This window comes from Streptomyces sp. NPDC006624 (assembly GCF_040611555.1).
Classification (GTDB): Bacteria; Actinomycetota; Actinomycetes; order Streptomycetales; family Streptomycetaceae; genus Streptomyces.
Genome location: NZ_JBEXOM010000005.1, coordinates 206,305 through 223,548, shown reverse-complemented (window position 1 = coordinate 223,548; position 17,244 = coordinate 206,305). Strand labels below are relative to the sequence as shown.

The following is a 17,244-nucleotide window of genomic DNA, read 5'->3' as shown; positions in this document are numbered from 1 at the left end:
GCATCTGCCACCCGCCTGGCCGGAGGCGGGTCGCGTCAGCCCCGCAGGGCCTCCAGCCGCCGCCGGGCCGGACCCAGTGAGCGGCCCCGGGCGAGCAGGCCCGACCAGGGATCGGTGCGGGCCTGCTCGACGGCGTCGGCGATGGTCCAGCGGCGGGCGTGCAGCTCGGGGTCGTCCAGCTGCCGCCAGGTGATCGGGGTCGCCACCGGTGCTCCCGGGGCGGGCCGGACCGTGTAGGGCGCGACGGCGGTCTGCGCGTAGGCGTTGCGCTGGATGTCGAGGTAGAGCCGCTCGCCTCGGTCCTTCTTGCGGGGTGCGGTGGTGAGCCGGTCGGGGTGCTCGGCGGTGAGGGTGTCGGCCACGTCCCGGGCGAATGCCCGCACGTCCTCGAAGTCGTGCCGGCCGTTCAGCGGCACGATCACGTGCAGTCCGCGCGAGCCGGTGGTCATCAGCGCCGAGGGCAGCTCCAGCTCCTCCAGCAGCCGCCCGAGCAGCCGGGCGGCCTCGCGCACGGCCTCGAAGTCGTCGCCCGGCGGATCGAGGTCGAAGACCATCCGGTCCGGCCGCTCGGCGCTGTCGGCGCGGGACAGCCAGCGGTGCAGGGTGATGCTCGCCTGGTCGGCGAGGTACACGAGGGTGGCGGTGTCGTCGCAGACGGTGTGGCAGACGGTGCCGCCCTCCTTGGCCAGCTCGACGCGGCCGATCCACTTCGGGTAGTGCTCCGGGGTGTTCTTCTGCATGAAGCGGGGCCCGTCGAGACCGTCCGGGTGGCGCTGCAGCATCAGCGGCCGTCCGCGCAGGTGGGGCAGCATGAAGGGCGCGACGGCCCGGTGGTACTCCACCAGGTCGCCCTTGGTGTACTCCTCGGCTCCGCCGCCACCGGGGAAGAGCACCTTGCCGGGCCGGTGCACCTCCACCGTGCGGCGGCCCGCCCGCACCTTCAGCCCGCCGTCGCCGCCGCTCACCGCACGACCGCCTCCTCCACCAGCAGCCGTCCGGCCGCCGCGATGGACTCCGCGTCGATGCCCGCGGCGTGCAGCTGCTCCTCGGGCGACGCCGAGCCGGGCATCGCCCGCACGGCCAGCCGCACCAGGCGCGGCACGGGCCGCCCGTCGGTGAAGGCGTCCAGGACCGCGTCCCCGATGCCGCCCTCCGGGTGGTGGTCCTCCACGGTCACCAGGCAGCCGGTCTCCTCGGCGGCCCGGCGCAGGGTGGCCCGGTCGACGGGCTTGACGGAGTACAGGTCGACGACCCGGACACGGATGCCCTCCTGCTCCAGGGCGTCGGCGGCGGCCAGCGCCTCGTGCACGGTGACGCCCGCCGCGACCAGGGTCAGCCGGTCCTCGCCGGAGGAGCGCAGCACCTTGCTGCCGCCGACCGGGAACTCCTCGTCCGGGCCGTAGATCACCGGGCTCTCGCCGCGCGAGGTGCGCAGGTAGCGGATGCCCTCCATACCGGCCATGGCGCCGACCAGCCGCGCGGTCTGGTTGGCGTCGCAGGGGTACAGCACGGTCGAGCCGTGCACCGCCCGCATCATCGCCAGGTCCTCCAGGCCCATCTGGCTGGGCCCGTCCTGGCCGATGGCGACACCCGCGTGGGAGCCGACGAGGTTGATGCCGGAGCCGCTGACGGACGCCATGCGGATGAAGTCGTACGCCCGGGTCAGGAACGCCGCGAACGTGGCGGCGTACGGCACCCAGCCGCGGGCGGCGAGCCCCACCGCGGAGGCGACCAGCTGCTGCTCGGCGATGTAGCACTCGAAGTAGCGGTCAGGGTGCTCCTTGGCGAAGAACTCGGCGCGGGTGGAGTCGCCGACCTCGCCGTCCAGGGCGACGATGTCGCCGCGGCCGGTGCCGAGCGCGGTCAGGGCCTGGCCGAAGGCGTCGCGGGTGGCGACCTCGTCGCCCTTGTCCCAGGTGGGGAGCTCGAAGTTCCCGGTCTGCACGGAGTGCAGCATGCGGGTGGCGGGCGGCTCCTGCACCCGGACGCGGATGTCACGGGGCCCGCCGAGTTCGGCGACGGCGTCCTCGGCCTCCGGCAGCGGCTTGCCGTGCAGGCCCTCGCGGTCCTGGACGGCCTCGACGCCCTTGCCCTTGAGGGTCCGGGCGAGGATCGCGGTGGGCTGGCCCTTGGTGGAGGCGGCCTCTCCGTAGGCGCGGTCGACGGCGTCCACGTCGTGGCCGTCGATCTCGATGGTGTGCCAGTCGAAGGCCTGGAAGCGCCGGGCGTAGGCGTCCAGGTCGTGACCGTGCCGGGTGGGGCCGCGCTGGCCGAGCCGGTTGACGTCCACGATCACGGTGAGGTTGTCGAGGTGCTCATGCCCGGCGTACTCGGCGGCCTCCCAGACGGACCCCTCGGCCAGCTCGCTGTCGCCGCACAGCACCCAGGTGCGGTACCCGGTGCGGTCCAGCCGCTGGCCCGCCAGCGCGATCCCCACGCCGACGGGCAGCCCCTGCCCGAGGGAGCCGGTGGCCGTCTCGACCCACGGCAGGCGCTGCGGGGTGGGGTGCCCCTCCAGGCGGCTGCCCAGCTTGCGGAAGGTGAGCAGTTCCTCGTCGTCGATGGCGCCGGCCGCCTTGTACGCGGCGTACAGCAGCGGCGAGGCGTGGCCCTTGGACAGGACGAAGCGGTCGTTGCCGGGGTGGGCCGGGCGCTCGAAGTCGTAGCGGAAGTGGCGGGCGAGCAGCACGGCCACCAGGTCCGCGGCGGACATCGAGGACGTCGGATGCCCGGAGCCCGCGGCGGCGGCCGCGCGCACACTGTCCACGCGCAGCTGCCGGCCGAGTTCGGTGAGTTCACCGGTGTTCATGAGTCTCCTTTCGCGGAGTCGTCGGGAACGCCGTCCCGCTTGACGGGGCCGGGAGCGGTACCGGGCCCCGGCGGGGGCTGGTGGGGCGGGGGCTGGGGGGAGGGAACGGGCTGATTCTTGGCGGGCTCGCCACCGGGCTGATTCCTGGCGGGCTCGCGGCCTGGCTGGTTCTTGGCCGGCTCGCCGCCCGGCTGGCTCTTGGCGGGCTCGCTGCCCGGCTGATTCCTGGCCGGCTCGCCGCCCGGTTGATTCCTGGCCGGCTCGCTACCCGGCCGGCTCCGCGCGGTCTCGTCACCCTGCCGGCTGGCAGTGGGCTCGCCGCCGGGTTGGTTCCCGGCGGGCTCGCGGCCTGGCTGATTCCTGGCAGGCTCGCCGCCCGGCTGGTTCTTGGCCGGCTCGCCGCCCGGCTGGCTCTTGGCCGGCTCGCCGCCCGGCTGATTGCTGGCCGGCTCGCCGCCCGGCTGGCTCTTGGCAGGCTCGTCACCCGGGCGATCCCTCACCGGCTCACCGCCCCTCCCGGCCGGCTCCGGATCCGGCCGGTCGTTGGCGGCGGCACGCGGCGGCGGGGACGGCTCGGCCGGGCGGCCCTTCGCCGTGTCGGCCTCCGTCGGACGTAGCTGCGCGCCGCCCGTGTCCTGCCGTTCGCCCTGGTCACGGGCCGGGCGGCCCTTCGCCGTGTCGGCCTCGGTCGGTTGCAGCCGCGCGGCCCCGGGTCCGGGCCGCACCTGCGTCGTCCCGGACCCGGGGTGCCCCTTCGCGGGCTCGTCGCCGGCACGGCCGCCCTCGCCGGGCTCCGCCGTGCCGGTCTGCCTGTCGTGGGAGCCGGGCGTGCCGGTCCCGGAGTCGTGGATGTCCGACTCGAGCGCCGCCCCCGGTCCGGACCGGGCGTCGGCCTCCTGCCGCCGGCCCGGTCCGCCCGGCACCCGGGCCACCTCGGGGGACGACGTGTCCAGCGGCACCGACCAGGACCGCACCAGCCCCAACTGCACGGCCTGGCGCGGCAGCACCGCGTCCAGCAGCCAGTCGGCGGCGACCCGGACGCGGTTGCCGGGCATCGCGGCGAGGTGGTAGCCACGGGTGACCACGCCCGCCGGTACGCCGGACAGGGCCACACCGAGCGGGTTCGCCGCGGCCTTCGCACCACCCAGGTCGACGACGAAGCCCAGGTCACGGTGGCGGTAGGGCTTGCGCGCCCCGCCAAGACCCAGCGACGCGGCCACGTTCTCGGCCGCGACCTTGCCGTGCCGCCAGGCGTGCTGCGCGGTCATCGGCGTGTAGCTGCCCGGCTTCTCCAGATCGGGCACCGCCGCCACGTCACCGCACGCGTACAGCTCGGGCCGGCCCGGCACCTGCAGATGCGGGTCGACCAGCAGCCGCCCCTTCTCCATCGGCAGCCCCAGGGACTCGACCAGCGGATCGGGCCGTACGCCCACGCACCACACCAGCGTCCGGGTCGCGACGAACTCGCCGTCGGTCAGCACGACGCCCTCGTGCGTGGCCTCCTTCACGGAGGTGCCCATCCGCACGTCCACGCCCCGCTGCCGCAGCACCCGGTCGGCGGTGGCGGACAGCTTCTCGTCCATCTCGGGCAGCACCCGCGGCGCCACGTCGAGCAGCATCCAGCGCGGCCGCATGCCCTGCCGCAGCGGATGCCTGCGGACCTGCGCGTCGGTGAACATCTGCCCGTGGGCGGCGACCTCGGTCCCGGTGTAGCCGGCGCCCACCACCACGAAGGTGCAGCGCGCGGCGCAGGTGTCGCCGTCGTCGGCCCCGGCGGCCAGCTCCACCTGCCGTGTCACGTGGTCGCGCAGGTACAGCGCCTCGGGCAGCCCCCGGAAGCCGTGCGCGTGCTCGGCGACGCCGGGGATGGGCAGCAGCTTGTTCACGCTGCCCGCGGCGAGCACCAGCCGGTCGTAGGCGAGCGTGCCGTCCTCGCCCTCGGGCCCGGTGTAGTGCACGGCCCGGTCGTCGAGGTCGATCCGGTCGGCCCCGCCCAGGACGAGCCGGACGTTCGGCAGCGAGTCCGACAGGGAGACCGTGACCCGGCGCGGCTCCAGGATGCCGGCGGCGACCTGGGGCAGCAGGGGCAGATACAGGAAGTAGTCGGTCGGGTTCAGCAGGGTGATGTGGGCCCGGCCCCGGGTGAGCCGGGACAGGGTGCGGGCCGTGCGGTATCCGGCGAAGCCGGCACCGACGATCACGATGCGGGGTCGACTCACGGTTGACTCGCCTCCGGCGCTGTCGCGTACCTCGGAAGCCTTCCGCGTCCCCCTGGCCAGGGCACCCAAACGTCCGCGGGTGCCCATCGGGCCGGACGCGACGGTTTCCGGACCCGCGCCCGGGAAACCCGGTGCGGGATACGGACCGCCCACGTCGCGGAGGCACTCCCCCATGGCCGACTACGGTTACTTCCTCTCGTGCGAGCAGTACGGACCGGCCGAGCTGATCGAGCAGGCGCGGATGGCCGAGCAGGCCGGCTTCCAGGCGCTGTGGATCTCCGACCACTACCACCCGTGGAACGACGAGCAGGGCCAGAGCCCGTTCGTGTGGTCCGTGATCGGTGCGCTGTCGGAGGCGGTGTCCCTGCCGATCGAGACGGCGGTGACCTGCCCGACCGTGCGGATGCACCCGGCGGTGGTGGCCCAGGCCGCCGCGACCAGCGCGGTGATGACGGGCAACCGCTTCCGGCTCGGCGTCGGCTCCGGCGAGGCGCTCAACGAGCACATCCTGGGCGATCCCTGGCCACCGGCCCACGTCCGGCTGGAGATGCTGGAGGAGGCCATCCAGGTGATGCGCCGGCTGTTCACCGGCGAGGAGGTCAACCACCGCGGCCCGTACTACACCGTGGAGAACGCCCGGCTGTACACGCTCCCGGACGAGCCGATCCCGATCGACATCTCCGGCTTCGGCCCGGCGGCGACCAAGCTCGCCGCCCGCGTGGGCGACGGCTACATCACGGTCATGCCGGACGAGACGATGGTGGAGCAGTACCGCAAGGGCGGGGGCGGCGGGAAGCTGGTCAGCGGCGGCACCAAGGTCTGCTACGGCACCGACAGGGACGAGGCCGTGCGCACGGTGCACCGGCTCTGGGCGAACGAGCAGCTGCCGGGCGAGCTGGGGCAGGTGCTGCCCTCCCCGAGGCACTTCGAGCAGGCGCAGCAGCTGGTCACCGAGGACATGGTGCGCGCGAACCGGGTGTGCGGCGACGACGTGGACGAGCACGTCGCGGAGCTGAAGCAGTTCGCCGACGCCGGCTTCGACCGGGTCTACGTCAACCAGATCGGCCCCGACCTGCGCGGCTTCTTCGACTTCTACCGTACGAAGGTGCTGCCGCAGCTCCAGCAGGGCCTCTGACGAGGACGGAGCGCGCGATGAGACTGCACCGTCCCGTCGTCTCCGTCTACACGGTGCCGACCGACGCGCCCGAGGCCGACGGCACGCTGGCCTGGGAGGTGACGCCCGTGGTGGTCTGCGAGGTCGCCGCGGGCGCCGAGACGGGCACGGGCTGGACGTACGGCCCGCCGGCCGTCGCCGACGTGCTCTCGCGGCAGCTCGCGCCGCTCGTCGAGGGCATGAGCGCCCTGGACATCCCGGCCGCGCACGACGCCATGGGGCACGCGGTGCGCGACATCGGCCGCCCGGGCATCGCTTCCTGCGCCGTCTCGGCGCTGGACATCGCCCTGTGGGACCTGAAGGCCCGGCTGCTGGAACTGCCGCTGGCCCGGCTGCTGGGCGTGCGCGGCGAGCGCGTGCCGGTGTACGGCAGCGGAGGTTTCACGACGTACCACGACACGCATCTGGCCGCGCAGCTGCACGGCTGGGTGCACGGGCAGCACATCCCGCGCGTGAAGATCAAGATCGGGGAGGGGTGGGGCCGCGAGGTCGCGCGTGACCTGCACCGCGTCCGGGCGGCACGCCATGTGATCGGCGACGGGGCCGAGTTGTACGTCGACGCCGACGGCGCCTACGCCCGCAAGCAGGCGGTGCGGGTCGGCCACGCCCTCGCGGAGCACGGCGTGGGCTGGTTCGAGGAGCCGGTGTCCTCGGACGACCTGACGGGGCTGCGGCAGGTGCGCGACGCGGTGGTCAGTGACGTGGCGGCCGGGGAGTACGGCTTCGACTTGCCCTGCTTCGCCCGGATGATCACGTCCGGGTCGGTCGACTGCCTCCAGGTGGACGCGACGCGCTGCGGCGGCCTGACCGGGTTCCTGCGCGCGGCGGCCCTGGCGCACGCCCACGGACTGGAGGTCTCCGCGCACCGCGCCCCGCACGCCCACGCGGCGGCCTGCGCCTCGATCCCCAACCTCCGCCACGTCGAGTGGTTCCACGACCACGTCCGCATCGAGGACATGTTCTTCGACGGCGCTCTGGACCCCACGGGCGGCACGGTCCGTCCGACGCAGGGCGTGGGCCACGGGCTCACGCTGCGAAATCAGGAGGTGGAGCGGTACCGGGTCGCCTAGAGTCGCCGGCATGTCTGTGCGCCTGCGTCTGCGTGACGCCCTTCCCGCCGCGATGCGTGCCCGTGACAGGGCCGCGGTGAGCGCCCTGCGCGGTGCGCTGGCCGCCCTGGACAACGCCGGGGCGGTGCCCGTGGGCGAGACGGTGCCCGGTGCCGCGGCCCTGGAGGCCTCGCCGGCCGGCGCCGGTGCCACCGAGGCGGACCGGCGCGAGCTGAGCGAGAGCGACGTGCTGGACATCGTCCGCGCCGAGGCGGCCGAACGGCTGGACGCGGCAGACCGGTTGACCTCGCCCGCGCACGCGGACAGGGCCGCGCGGCTCCGGGAGGAGGCGGCGGTCCTGCTCCGCTTCCTCGACGGCGACGGCAACGGCAACGGTGACGGCGTCGGCGTCGGAGACGGCGCGGGCGGTCCGGTCCGGCTCTAGCGGCGGACCGGACCGGCCAGCCTGCGCGCCGCGAGGGCGCCGGCCCCGGCGGTCAGCGCGGCGCCCAGCCATCCCCGGTGACGCGACAGCCACTGCTGCGGGCTGCGGCCCTTGGCCTCGTGGTCGAAGCGCCCGTGCGCCCCGAAGTCCCTGCCGTGCGGCCCGTCCGCCGGGACCCACAGGTTCGCGGGCCCGTCGTGCGGGCCGTCGTCCTGCTGGGCGTCGACGTTGGTGCGGGCCAGGTAGCGGTCCAGCAGCCCGGGGGCGACGGCGTTGGCGAGGAGCGCCGCGACCGCGGCGCCGCCCACCCAGTACTCGCGGCGCCGGGCGTGCGACGCCGCGTGCACGACGGCGCGGGCCGCGACCTCCGGCTGGTACACGGGCGCGACGGGGCGAGCCCGGCCCGGCATCCGGTTCAGCACCCAGTCGAACTGGGGGGTGTTGACGCCCGGCAGCTGCACCATCGTCGTGCGCACTCCGCTGCGGGCGTGCAGCAGCTCGCAGCGCAGGGACTCGTTGAACCCCTGGATCGCGTGTTTGGCCCCGCAGTACGCCGACTGCAGCGGGATGCCCCGGTAGGCGAGGACGGAGCCGACCTGCACGATCGTGCCGCGGTCCCGCGGCAGCATGTGCCGCAGCGCGGCCCGGGTGCCGAACACGTAGCCCAGGTACGTCACTTCGGTGACGCGGCGGAACTCCTCCGGGGAGACCTCCGTGAACGGCGCGAGCACACCGGTGAAGGCGTTGTTGACCCAGACGTCGATGTGCCCGAAGGCGTCGGCGACCTGCTGGGCGGCGTCCTCGACGGCCTGGGCGTCGGAGACGTCCACGCCGACGACGAGCGCCTCTCCCCCGGCGCGCTGCACGTCGTCCGCCGCGGCGGCGAGCCCTTCACGCCCACGTGCGAGCAGGGCGACCTTGTCGCCGCGGGCGGCGAAGGCCCGGGCCGTGGCCCGTCCGATGCCGCCGCTGGCTCCGGTCACCACGACCACCCGGCCGCGCCGGTGCGGGGTGCGGGGCGCGCGCACCGGTCTCACCCCTCGCGGCGCGGTACGTCCGGGGCCTGCGCCGGCGGCGGGGGCACGGCGTCCGTGGCGCCCGCGGCGGGCGGGGCCGGCGGCACGGGCGGGTAGGGCAGGCCACCGGCCGCGGCGGCGGCCTGACCGGCGCCCTCGTGCCCCGGGACCCCGTCGGCCGTGTGCCCGGCACCCGGGCGGGACGGCCGGGCCATCGAGCGCAGCACGAACGCCGAGACGGCCAGGACGGCGGCGGTGATCAGCGCCGCGGCCCAGTCGGGCAGGCCGAGGGCGAGCGCCAGGCCCACGGCGAGCGCGAGGGCCGCGCCCGCGTACAGGGCCAAGGCGCCGGACGCGGCGTACAGCGCGGCCTTGCGGCGCTGCTTGCGGGTCTGCTCGCGCAGTTCGTCCCGTACGGTCTCACGTGCCACCTGTGCCAGTTCGTCGACCAGGTGCCTGTCCAGATGCTCCAGGTGATCCATCGGCTTCATGGGCGACCGGGTACCCTCGGCCCCCTGCGCGTAACTAGGCTCGTCCTCATGGAGATTCTGGGTGCGACCCTGCGCGTCTGCGTCGACGACCTCGAGACCGCGATCCCCTTCTACGAGCGGCTGGCGGGCGGCAGAGCCCAGCGCTTCGAGCGGCGCGGGGTCCAGGTGGCGGCGATCGGCTGCTTCCTGCTGATGAGCGGTCCGCCGGCCGAGCTGGAGGTGCTGCGCAAGGTCGCCGCGACGATCGCCGTGACGGACGTGGAGGAGACCCACAAGGTCCTCACCGAGCTGGGCGCCCACATCGTCGCCGGCCCCATCGCCTCCCCGGCGGGCCGCAACCTGATCGCGCTGCATCCGGACGGGTCGGTCTACGAGTACGTCGACCGTCAGGCCTGAGCGGGCCCGGGGCCGGGCCGGCGCCTCCCCGGCCCCTCGATCATCTCGCTGGTGATCGCCCAGCGCTCGTGGTCGCGCCAGGCTCCGTCGACGAAGAGCATCTTCGGCGAGAAGCCCTCCAGGCGGAACCCGCAGCGGCGGGCCAGCGCGATCGACGCGGTGTTGCGCGGCTGGACGTTGATCTCCAGCCGGTGCAGCCGCATCGGGCCGAAGGCGTGCCGCACGACGAGGTCGAGCCCTTCGCGCATCAGCCCGCGTCCGGCGGCGTGCGCGAAGGCGCCGTAGCCGAGGGCGCCGCACTGGAAGCCGCCCTCGACGATGTTGTTGATGTTGATGAACCCGGCGAGGGCGCCGCTGTCCTTCTCGCACACCAGGAACCCGGCCTTGGTGGGGTCCTCGATCAGCCGGCCCGCGTAGGCGGCGTAGGCCTGGGCGGTCAGGGGCGGGAAGAGCCACGGGTGGTGCAGGTCCTTGCTCTCCCGGGCGCGGGCGGTGAACTCGGCGGCGTCCGCGTGGGTGAAGGGGCGCAGGCCCACCCGGGGGCCTTCGGCGAGGTGACGGGATGCGGTGTGCGGCACCCCGCCACAGTAACCGCGTCACCGGTGTCCCTTCGGTCCGCCCCGGTCAGGGGCCGGTGACGGGCAGCCGGAGCACACCGGTGTCGCGCGGTCCGCTGACGACGGTCACCGGCTTGATGCCGCGGTTGCCGAAGTACGCGTCGTCGCTCGCCGCGATCACGAACCGCAGCCGGTGTCCGGCCTCGTACCGGTGCACGATGCCGGGCAGGGTGACCGTGAAGCTCCTGGTCACGTCCGGCACGCGGACCGGGGCGACCAGCCGGCGCACCAGCGTGCGGCTGCCGTCGGGGGCGACGTCGTAGAGCTTGGCGAACAGGACCAGCTTGTCGGCGGCGTCGCCGGAGGTCTGGGCGCGCTCGGCGCGCGGGGAGACGACCCTGAGCGTGGCCCGGGGGGCGCCGACGACGTCGAGGGGCCGTTCCAGGGGCGCGCTCGTCCAGTCGGCGTAGGTGCCCTTCAGGTCGCGGGGCGGGGTGTCCGGCACGCCGAGGAGCCCGGCCAGGGAGCTCTCCGAATGGCTCGTCGGGGTCGGCAAGTTGGTGTAGCTCCGGCTGCCCCGGACCACGTCGCCGCGGTGGCCGACGAGCCTGCCGTCGCCGGAGAGGTACAGCGTGCGGCTGAGGGCGGGCAGTCGGCCGGCGGTGGCGTAGGTGCGGTCCGGGTCGGTGATCCAGTCGCGGTAGTAGGCGAAGGCCGGTCCGGTGTCGGTGTGGGCCCGCTTGCGCAGGTGCCGGTCGAACCAGGCGAGGACGCGCCGTCCGACGTAGCTGGTCTCCAGGTTGCCCCGGGACAGGTCGAGTTCGCCGGTGGCGCCCGCGGGGATGCCGGCGCTGTGCCCCCAGGACTGCCAGATCATCTTCACGGGCGTGCCCTGCGCCCTGAGGGTCCGGTACGTCGCCGTCGCCTCGTTGAGGTTGAAGAGCGTGTCGGCCTGCCCCTGGACCAGCAGGGTGGGGGTGCGGACCCGGTGGAGGTAGGACACCGGGGAGACGCGGCGGGCGAAGGCGAGCAGCTCGGCGGTGCGGTCGGCTGGGTAGCGCCCGGAGTTGAGGGTCCGCACGGTCCGGCAGGCCTCGGTGACGAAGTGCAGGCAGGCCAGGGAGTTGACGCGGGACGGGTCGAGGCTCGGCTGGAGCAGCGGCTGTCCCTCGCCGATGAGGTAGAAGCCGTTGGTCCACTGCCACTTGAAGGCGCCGGGCACGTGCCGGCTGCCGGCGGCGCTGTTGGGGTCGAGCGAGTACGCCAGGTCGTTCCAGGTGATCATCGGGACGAGGGCGTCGAGGCGGTGGTCGACGGCGGCCGTGGCGAGCTGGACGGCGCCGCCGTAGGAGCCGCCGATCATGCCGACGCGCGGGTCCCCCGGGGCGTCGAGGGTGACGAAGTCGGCGGTGGTGCCGTCGTCGGCGGCGCGTTCACCGCCGAGGAAGTCGACGAGCCGGGAGGCGGCGGCGCCGTCGATGGCCGGGTCGTCGAGGGAGATGAGGCAGCCGCTGCGGCCGAATCCGAGCCCCGAGTAGACGAGCGAGACGTATCCGCGCGCGGCGAAGGCCTTGCCGATGGTGTCCGTGGAGCCGTCGGTCTTGCTGCCGCCGAAGCCGTTCGTGGCGAGCACGGCGGGCGCCGGGTGGTCGCGGTCGGCGCCCGCGGGGCGGTACAGGTCGGCGTCGATCGTGCAGGTGCGCTCGCCCGCCCGGACGGTGAACGTCAGCGGCGTGACCGTGGAGGAGCCGGCGGCGGTCGCGGGCGGGGGGAGGGTGAGCGGGACGGCCAGGGCGGCGCCCAGAGCGAGAGCGAGGGGTGCGCGGAATCTGGGCACGCGTCGGGACACTCGGACCTCCACGGTGGGGACAACCCGGATACCGACCGGTAGGTACCGGCCGGTAGTCATCGTGTGACACGTGTCAGATGCCGTCAATCACCGAAACGGAGGTTTCTTGACGCGGTTTCAGCGGCGGCCCGTTCAGCTCAGGGCGGGCACGTCGAGCGTCAACGTGCCCGCGTCGGCGTCCAGTTCGGCCGGGACGCCGAGCGGCATCGTCAGCGCGCCCTCGCCGTGCCCGAACCCGAACTCCTCCACCACCGGCACCCCCAGCCCGCCGAGCCGGTCGGCCAGGACCGTGCGCAGCACCTCGTAGGGCCCGCAGGCCGCCCAGGAGCCCAGTGCGATCCCGGCGACGCCGTCCAGCCAGCCGGAGCGCAGGAGTTGGGTCAGGTAGCGGTCCAGCCGGTACGGGCTCTCGCCGACGTCCTCCATGAGCAGCAGAGCGCCCCGGGCCCCGGTGTGGGCGTGCGGGGTGCCGAGGTCGCTCGCGAGCAGGCTCAGGCAGCCGCCCAGGGTGACGCCCCTGGCCCGGCCGGGCACGAGCGGACTGCCGCCCGGGGGCACGGCGGTGAGGGTCCGCACCGACTCGGGTGCGAAGAGGGTGGCCCGCAGGTGCTCCTGGGCGCGGGCGTTCTTCAGGAAGTCGACACCGGCGGCCGCGGGCCCGTACAGGGTGACCAGGCCCAGCCGGGTCGCGAAGGCCTGGTGCAGGACCGTGATGTCGCTGAACCCGGCGAACACCTTCGGGCCCGCCGCCCGCATCGCGTCCCAGTCCAGCAGGTCGGCCATGCGCTGCGCGCCGTAGCCGCCCCGGGCGCACAGCACCGCGGAGACCGACGGGTCGCACCAGGCCTGCTGCAGATCGGCCGCCCGCTGCGCGTCCGTGGCCGACAGGTAGTCCAACGTGCCGTGCCGGCCCAGCACATGGGGCGCCACCACGGGGTCGAGGTCCCAGCCGCGCAGGACGTCGAGACCGGCCTGCAACCGCTCCTCGGGCACCGGCCCGCTGGGGGCGACGACGGCGACACGGGCGCCGGGGGCGAGCCGGGGCGGCCGGACGAGCGGTCTCACCTGCCGAGCTCCAGGGTCGGGACGCCGGGCGGTTTCAGGCCGAACACCTGGGCGTACAGGGAGAGTTCGGCCTCCAGGGCGCGCACCATGGTCTCCGCCCTGCGGAAGCCGTGGCCCTCCCCCTCGAAGACGAGGTAGGCGTGCGGCACCTCGCGGTCCCCGAGCCGGGCCAGGAACCGCTCGCACTGGACGGGCGGGCAGATCACGTCGTCGAGTCCCTGCAGCAGCAGGAACGGCACGTCCAGGCGGTCGGCGTGGGTGGCGGGCGAGCGCTCCGCGTAGCGCGCGGGCACCTCGGCGAGCGGGCCGATCAGGCTCTCCAGGTACCGCGACTCGAAGTCGTGGGTCTCGCCCGCGCCCCACCCGGCGAGGTCGAGGATCGGGTACTTGATGGTGCCGCAGGCGTAGACGCCGGTCGTGGTGAGCGAGGCGGCCGCGGTCCAGCCGCCCGCGCTGCCGCCGCGCACGGCGAGCCGGTCGCGGTCGGCGGTGCCCTCGTCGGCGAGGGCCAGGGCGACGGCGGCGCAGTCCTCGACGTCCACGACGCCCCACTGCTCGCGCAGCCGCTCGCGGTAGTCACGGCCGTATCCGGTGGAGCCGCCGTAGTTGACCTCGGCCACGCCGATGCCGCGCGAGGTGAAGTAGGCGATCTCCAGGTCCAGCACCAGCGGTGCCCGGCCGGTGGGCCCGCCGTGCGCCCAGACGACGTACGGCGGCAGCTCGTCGCCGGGCGCGACGCAGCCGGGGTGGTGGGGCGGGTAGACGTGGGCGTGGATGTCGCGGCCGTCCGGGCCGGTGAAGGTGCGGATCTGCGGCTCGGGGTAGTACGCGGGGTCCACGGCGTCGTCGTGCTCGGCGCCGATGACGCGGGCGCGGCCGGTGCGGGTGTCGAGCTCGACGACCTCGTGGGCGCTGCGCGGGCTGGCCCCGACCGCGACGACCCGCTCGCCGTGGGCGGCGAGGGTGGGGGCGAACTCGGTCCAGGGTCCGGCCGCGTCGACGACCTCGCCCGTCTCCGGGTCCAGGACGCCGAGGGCGGTGGCGCCCCGGCCGTGCACGACGGCGACCAGTCCGCTCTCCAGCGGGGCGAACCAGGCCGACCCCAGCTTCCACAGCGGTCCGCCGAACTCCTCCTCGCGCGGGCACACCGGCTCCCCGTCGAGGTAGAGGTTCCACCAGCCGGAGCGGTCGCTCGCGTACAGCAGGCGGCCGTCGCGGGTGAAGCAGGCCTGGGCGATGGCCTCGCCCGGCCCGCCCGCGACGGTCCGGGCGCCGTGCAGGGTGCCGTCGGGGCGGATGCCGGCCAGGACCAGCTCGGTGCCGTCCCACGGCATGCGCGGATGGTCCCAGGCGAGCCACACCGCCCGCCGCCCGTCCGGCGAGAGCTTCGGGCCGGTGACGAACCGGTGCCGGTCGTCGGTGAGTTCGCGCACGGCGCCGCGGTCCTGTGCGGCGGACCCGTCCAGCGGTACGGCGGCCAGGACGCGGCGCACGTCCGTGGGCCCGTCGCCGGTGAACTCCTCCAGCACGCACCACACCTCGCCCCGCTCGGGCAGCGGCAGCGGCTCCGCCCAGCGCAGGCCCCCGCCCACCGGGGACAGGGGCGTCAGCGCACGCGGCTCGCGGCCCGGCCGGAAGAGGTACAGCCGCTGGTCGGCGAAGTTCACGAACACCGCCGTCGGGCCGTCGTCGCCCGGCACGGCGGCCCAGGGGTGCCCGCCGTACTCGATGACCCGGCTGCGCACGTTCCACGGCGGGGGCAGCAGCGGCTCCTCCCGGCCGTCCGCGTGCCGCCGCACCAGGGTGCGCCGGCCGCCCTCGGCGGGGCGCGGCTCCGTCCACCACACCTCGTCGCCGACGAAACCCACGTACTCCGGGTGCCCGTCGCGGGCGGCGGCCGTCGCCGCGTCGATCGGCGAGGGCCAGGCCCCGTACGCCAGCGTCCGCACCGTCTCCCCCACTCGTTCAGGCCGTCCGCAGGAACCGGTCGAGCACGCGGACGCCGAAGTGCAGCGCCTCGACCGGTACCCGTTCGTCGACCCCGTGGAACATCGCGGCGTAGTCGTAGCCCTCCGGAAGCCTCAGCGGCGTGAAGCCGTAGCCGGTGATGCCGAGGCGCGAGAACTGCTTGGCGTCGGTGCCGCCGGACATGCAGTACGGCACCACGTGCCCCTCCGGGGCGAACTCCTCCACCGCGGCCTTCATCCGGGCGTACGTCGGCGAGTCCAGCGGCGACTGGAGGGCGACCTCGCGGTGGTGGAACTCCCACTCCACGTCCGGCCCGGTGAGCCGGTCGAGGGTGCTGCGGAACTCCTCCTCGCAGCCGGGCAGACAGCGGCCGTCCACGTACGCCACGGCCTCCCCGGGGATCACGTTGACCTTGTAACCGGCGTCCAGCATCGTCGGGTTGGCGCTGTTGCGCACGGTCGACTCGACGAGCTTCGCGGCCGGGCCCAGCTTCTCGAGCAGCGCGTCGACGTCGGTGAGGTCGCTGTCGATGCCGTGCAGCGCGGCGAGTTCGGTGAGCGCGGCACGGACGGTCGCGGTGAGGCGCAGCGGCCACTCGTGCTCGCCGATCCGGGTGATCGCGGCCGCGAGCCGGGTCACCGCGTTGTCCCGGTTCACCTTGGAGCCGTGCCCGGCGCGTCCGCGCGCGGTGAGCTTCAGCCAGGCGGTGCCGCGTTCCCCGGCCGCGATCGGGTAGATCTGCCGGCCCTCGCCGTCGTGGAAGGTGAAGGCGCCCGACTCGCTGATGCCCTCGGTGCAGCCCTCGAACAGGCCGGCGTGCCGGTCGGCGAGGAACCCGGAGCCGTCCTCGGCGCTGGCCTCCTCGTCCGCGGTGAAGGCGACGACGATGTCCCGGCGGGGCCGCACGCCCAGCCGGGCCCAGGCACGGACGACGGCCAGGATCATCGCGTCCATGTTCTTCATGTCGACGGCGCCGCGCCCCCAGACCACCCCGTCGCGGATCTCCCCGGAGAACGGGTGGACGCTCCAGTCGGCGGCCGCGGCGGGCACGACGTCGAGATGGCCGTGGAGCAGCAGCGCGTCGGCCCCCGGGTCGGTGCCCTCGACGCGGGCGACGACGTTGGTGCGGCCCTCGGTGCGCTCCAGCAGCGTCGGCTCGACGCCGGCCTCGGCGAGTCGCGCCGCGGCGTACTCGGCGGCGGGCCGCTCCCGGCAGTCGCCGCCGCCCCGGTTGGTGGTGTCGATCCTGATCAGGTCGGACGTGAACGTCACGACCTCGTCCAGCGCCCGCTGGTCCGTCTGCTCAGCCATACTGCTCCTCCACCGCGGCCGCGACGATCGTGGTGACCGCCTTGAACGCGCGGATGCCGTCGTACATGGTCGCGCTCGTGCAGGCCACCTTGCGCTCCCCGATCCGCTCCACCCCGGGCACCACGGTGGCGCCCATGGCCAGGTGCTCCGCGTCGAACTCGACGGCGACGGTGAACGGGCCGCCCCGCACGGGTTCGTGACGGACCGCCAGCGCGGCGGCCTCCTTGGCGGCGGCCCGGATGTCGGCCGCGGTCCTGGCCGGGGTGCGGCAGACGGCCGCGTACCGCGACACATGGTCCTTGACGGCGACCTTGAGCGCCCCGGGCGCGTACCCGAGCGCGTCCTCGCAGGCCACGTCGTCGCCGGTGACCAGCACGACGGGCACCCCGTACTCGGCGACGACACGGGCGTTGAGCAGTCCCTCGCTCGCCCGTACGTCGTTCAGCCACACGCCGGTGATGGAGTTGGCGAGGTAGGTGTGCGCCAGGACGCCCTCCATGCCGGCGCCCGCGTGGTAGCCGACGAACGCGACGCCGTCGACGTCGCCGTGCTGCACGCCCTCCACCATGGACAGCGCCTTGTGCCGGCCGGTGAGCAGCTGCGCCCGCTCGTCCAGTTGCTCCAGCAGCAGGTTGCGCATCGTCGCGTGCGCCTCGTTGATGATCACCTCGTCGGCGCCGCCGTCGTAGAAGCCGAGGACGGCGGCGTTGACGTCGGAGGTGAACAGCGCGCGGCAGCGCTCCCACTGCGAGGCGCCCGGCAGCACGTCGTCGGGCCAGGTGACTCCCGTGGCGCCCTCCATGTCGGCGCTGATGAGGATTCTCATGACGAGCCGTCCCGGGTGCAGATCTTCATGGTTCGTCACGTTACGCGCTGCGGGCGCGACCGGCTACGA

15 protein-coding genes are annotated in these 17,244 nt (G+C 74.5%); 4 read left to right on the top strand and 11 right to left on the bottom strand.

Features of this window, described 5'->3' with window-relative positions; translation table 11 throughout:
• Positions 1–35 precede the first annotated feature (35 nt).
• From ligD to ABZY20_RS11725, 3 genes are read right to left on the bottom strand one after another with little or no spacing between them, the layout of a single operon-like run.
• The gene (gene ligD, locus ABZY20_RS11735) at positions 36–965 is read right to left on the bottom strand and encodes a non-homologous end-joining DNA ligase (RefSeq protein ID WP_356440140.1); all 930 of its coding nucleotides are present in this window, start codon (positions 963–965) and stop codon (positions 36–38) included.
• Positions 962–2,809: a transketolase gene (locus ABZY20_RS11730; protein ID WP_356440137.1), complete on the bottom strand. Its 1,848-nt coding sequence runs from the start codon at positions 2,807–2,809 to the stop codon at positions 962–964. The genes ligD and ABZY20_RS11730 overlap by 4 nt, the downstream gene beginning before the upstream one ends.
• The gene (locus ABZY20_RS11725) at positions 2,806–5,028 is read right to left on the bottom strand and encodes an FAD-dependent oxidoreductase (RefSeq protein ID WP_356440134.1); all 2,223 of its coding nucleotides are present in this window, start codon (positions 5,026–5,028) and stop codon (positions 2,806–2,808) included. The genes ABZY20_RS11730 and ABZY20_RS11725 overlap by 4 nt, the downstream gene beginning before the upstream one ends.
• A 172-nt stretch (positions 5,029–5,200) precedes the next feature.
• On the opposite strand from ABZY20_RS11725, the gene ABZY20_RS11720 reads away from it, so the two are divergent.
• From ABZY20_RS11720 to ABZY20_RS11710, 3 genes are read left to right on the top strand one after another with little or no spacing between them, the layout of a single operon-like run.
• Positions 5,201–6,163: an LLM class F420-dependent oxidoreductase gene (locus ABZY20_RS11720; protein WP_356440131.1), complete on the top strand. Its 963-nt coding sequence runs from the start codon at positions 5,201–5,203 to the stop codon at positions 6,161–6,163.
• 17 nt (positions 6,164–6,180) lie between these two features.
• Positions 6,181–7,272, top strand: coding sequence for an enolase C-terminal domain-like protein (locus tag ABZY20_RS11715; protein WP_356440128.1), 1,092 nt, complete (start codon positions 6,181–6,183; stop codon positions 7,270–7,272).
• A gap of 52 nt (positions 7,273–7,324) precedes the next feature.
• Complete coding sequence (locus ABZY20_RS11710) at positions 7,325–7,696, top strand: hypothetical protein (RefSeq protein WP_356440728.1); 372 nt, start codon at positions 7,325–7,327, stop codon at positions 7,694–7,696.
• Here the strand turns inward: ABZY20_RS11710 and ABZY20_RS11705 are convergent.
• Both ABZY20_RS11705 and ABZY20_RS11700 read right to left on the bottom strand, forming a co-directional pair.
• Positions 7,693–8,724, bottom strand: coding sequence for an SDR family oxidoreductase (locus ABZY20_RS11705; protein WP_356440125.1), 1,032 nt, complete (start codon positions 8,722–8,724; stop codon positions 7,693–7,695). The genes ABZY20_RS11710 and ABZY20_RS11705 overlap by 4 nt on opposite strands.
• Positions 8,725–8,729: 5 nt before the next feature.
• Entirely contained in the window at positions 8,730–9,203 is a 474-nt protein-coding gene (locus ABZY20_RS11700) for a phage holin family protein (protein ID WP_356440122.1), read from the bottom strand.
• A gap of 48 nt (positions 9,204–9,251) precedes the next feature.
• Between ABZY20_RS11700 and ABZY20_RS11695 the strand changes: the two genes are divergently transcribed.
• Positions 9,252–9,599 (top strand): VOC family protein, encoded by a 348-nt coding sequence (locus tag ABZY20_RS11695; RefSeq protein ID WP_356440119.1) that lies wholly within the window; start codon positions 9,252–9,254, stop codon positions 9,597–9,599.
• On the opposite strand, the gene ABZY20_RS11690 is transcribed toward ABZY20_RS11695, so the two are convergent.
• The 6 genes from ABZY20_RS11690 to ABZY20_RS11665 all read right to left on the bottom strand — a co-directional run bounded on the left by ABZY20_RS11690 (position 9,590) and on the right by ABZY20_RS11665 (position 17,175).
• Entirely contained in the window at positions 9,590–10,177 is a 588-nt protein-coding gene (locus ABZY20_RS11690; RefSeq protein WP_356440116.1) for a GNAT family protein, read from the bottom strand. The two genes, ABZY20_RS11695 and ABZY20_RS11690, sit on opposite strands and share 10 nt — an antisense overlap.
• Before the next feature lie 46 nt (positions 10,178–10,223).
• Entirely contained in the window at positions 10,224–12,065 is a 1,842-nt protein-coding gene (locus ABZY20_RS11685; RefSeq protein ID WP_356440113.1) for a CocE/NonD family hydrolase, read from the bottom strand.
• A gap of 72 nt (positions 12,066–12,137) precedes the next feature.
• Positions 12,138–13,070 (bottom strand): LD-carboxypeptidase, encoded by a 933-nt coding sequence (locus ABZY20_RS11680; RefSeq protein ID WP_356440110.1) that lies wholly within the window; start codon positions 13,068–13,070, stop codon positions 12,138–12,140.
• Positions 13,067–15,031: a prolyl oligopeptidase family serine peptidase gene (locus ABZY20_RS11675; RefSeq protein ID WP_356440107.1), complete on the bottom strand. Its 1,965-nt coding sequence runs from the start codon at positions 15,029–15,031 to the stop codon at positions 13,067–13,069. The genes ABZY20_RS11680 and ABZY20_RS11675 overlap by 4 nt, the downstream gene beginning before the upstream one ends.
• 4 nt (positions 15,032–15,035) lie before the next feature.
• Positions 15,036–16,349, bottom strand: coding sequence for a M20/M25/M40 family metallo-hydrolase (locus ABZY20_RS11670; RefSeq protein ID WP_356440105.1), 1,314 nt, complete (start codon positions 16,347–16,349; stop codon positions 15,036–15,038).
• Complete coding sequence (locus ABZY20_RS11665; protein ID WP_356440102.1) at positions 16,342–17,175, bottom strand: M55 family metallopeptidase; 834 nt, start codon at positions 17,173–17,175, stop codon at positions 16,342–16,344. The genes ABZY20_RS11670 and ABZY20_RS11665 overlap by 8 nt, the downstream gene beginning before the upstream one ends.
• Between the last annotated feature and the right edge of the window lie 69 nt (positions 17,176–17,244).

What these genes read in the sequence shown, in the direction of transcription:
- ABZY20_RS11670 (WP_356440105.1), bottom strand. Translation starts at nt 16,349, where the DNA reads ATGGCTGAGCAGACGGACCAGCGGGCGCTGGACGAGGTCGTGACGTTC.
- ABZY20_RS11730 (WP_356440137.1), bottom strand. Translation starts at nt 2,809, where the DNA reads ATGAACACCGGTGAACTCACCGAACTCGGCCGGCAGCTGCGCGTGGAC.
- ABZY20_RS11665 (WP_356440102.1), bottom strand. Translation starts at nt 17,175, where the DNA reads ATGAGAATCCTCATCAGCGCCGACATGGAGGGCGCCACGGGAGTCACC.
- ABZY20_RS11695 (WP_356440119.1), top strand. Translation starts at nt 9,252, where the DNA reads ATGGAGATTCTGGGTGCGACCCTGCGCGTCTGCGTCGACGACCTCGAG.
- ABZY20_RS11715 (WP_356440128.1), top strand. Translation starts at nt 6,181, where the DNA reads ATGAGACTGCACCGTCCCGTCGTCTCCGTCTACACGGTGCCGACCGAC.
- ABZY20_RS11685 (WP_356440113.1), bottom strand. Translation starts at nt 12,065, where the DNA reads ATGACTACCGGCCGGTACCTACCGGTCGGTATCCGGGTTGTCCCCACC.
- ABZY20_RS11700 (WP_356440122.1), bottom strand. Translation starts at nt 9,203, where the DNA reads ATGAAGCCGATGGATCACCTGGAGCATCTGGACAGGCACCTGGTCGAC.
- ABZY20_RS11720 (WP_356440131.1), top strand. Translation starts at nt 5,201, where the DNA reads ATGGCCGACTACGGTTACTTCCTCTCGTGCGAGCAGTACGGACCGGCC.
- ABZY20_RS11710 (WP_356440728.1), top strand. Translation starts at nt 7,325, where the DNA reads ATGCGTGCCCGTGACAGGGCCGCGGTGAGCGCCCTGCGCGGTGCGCTG.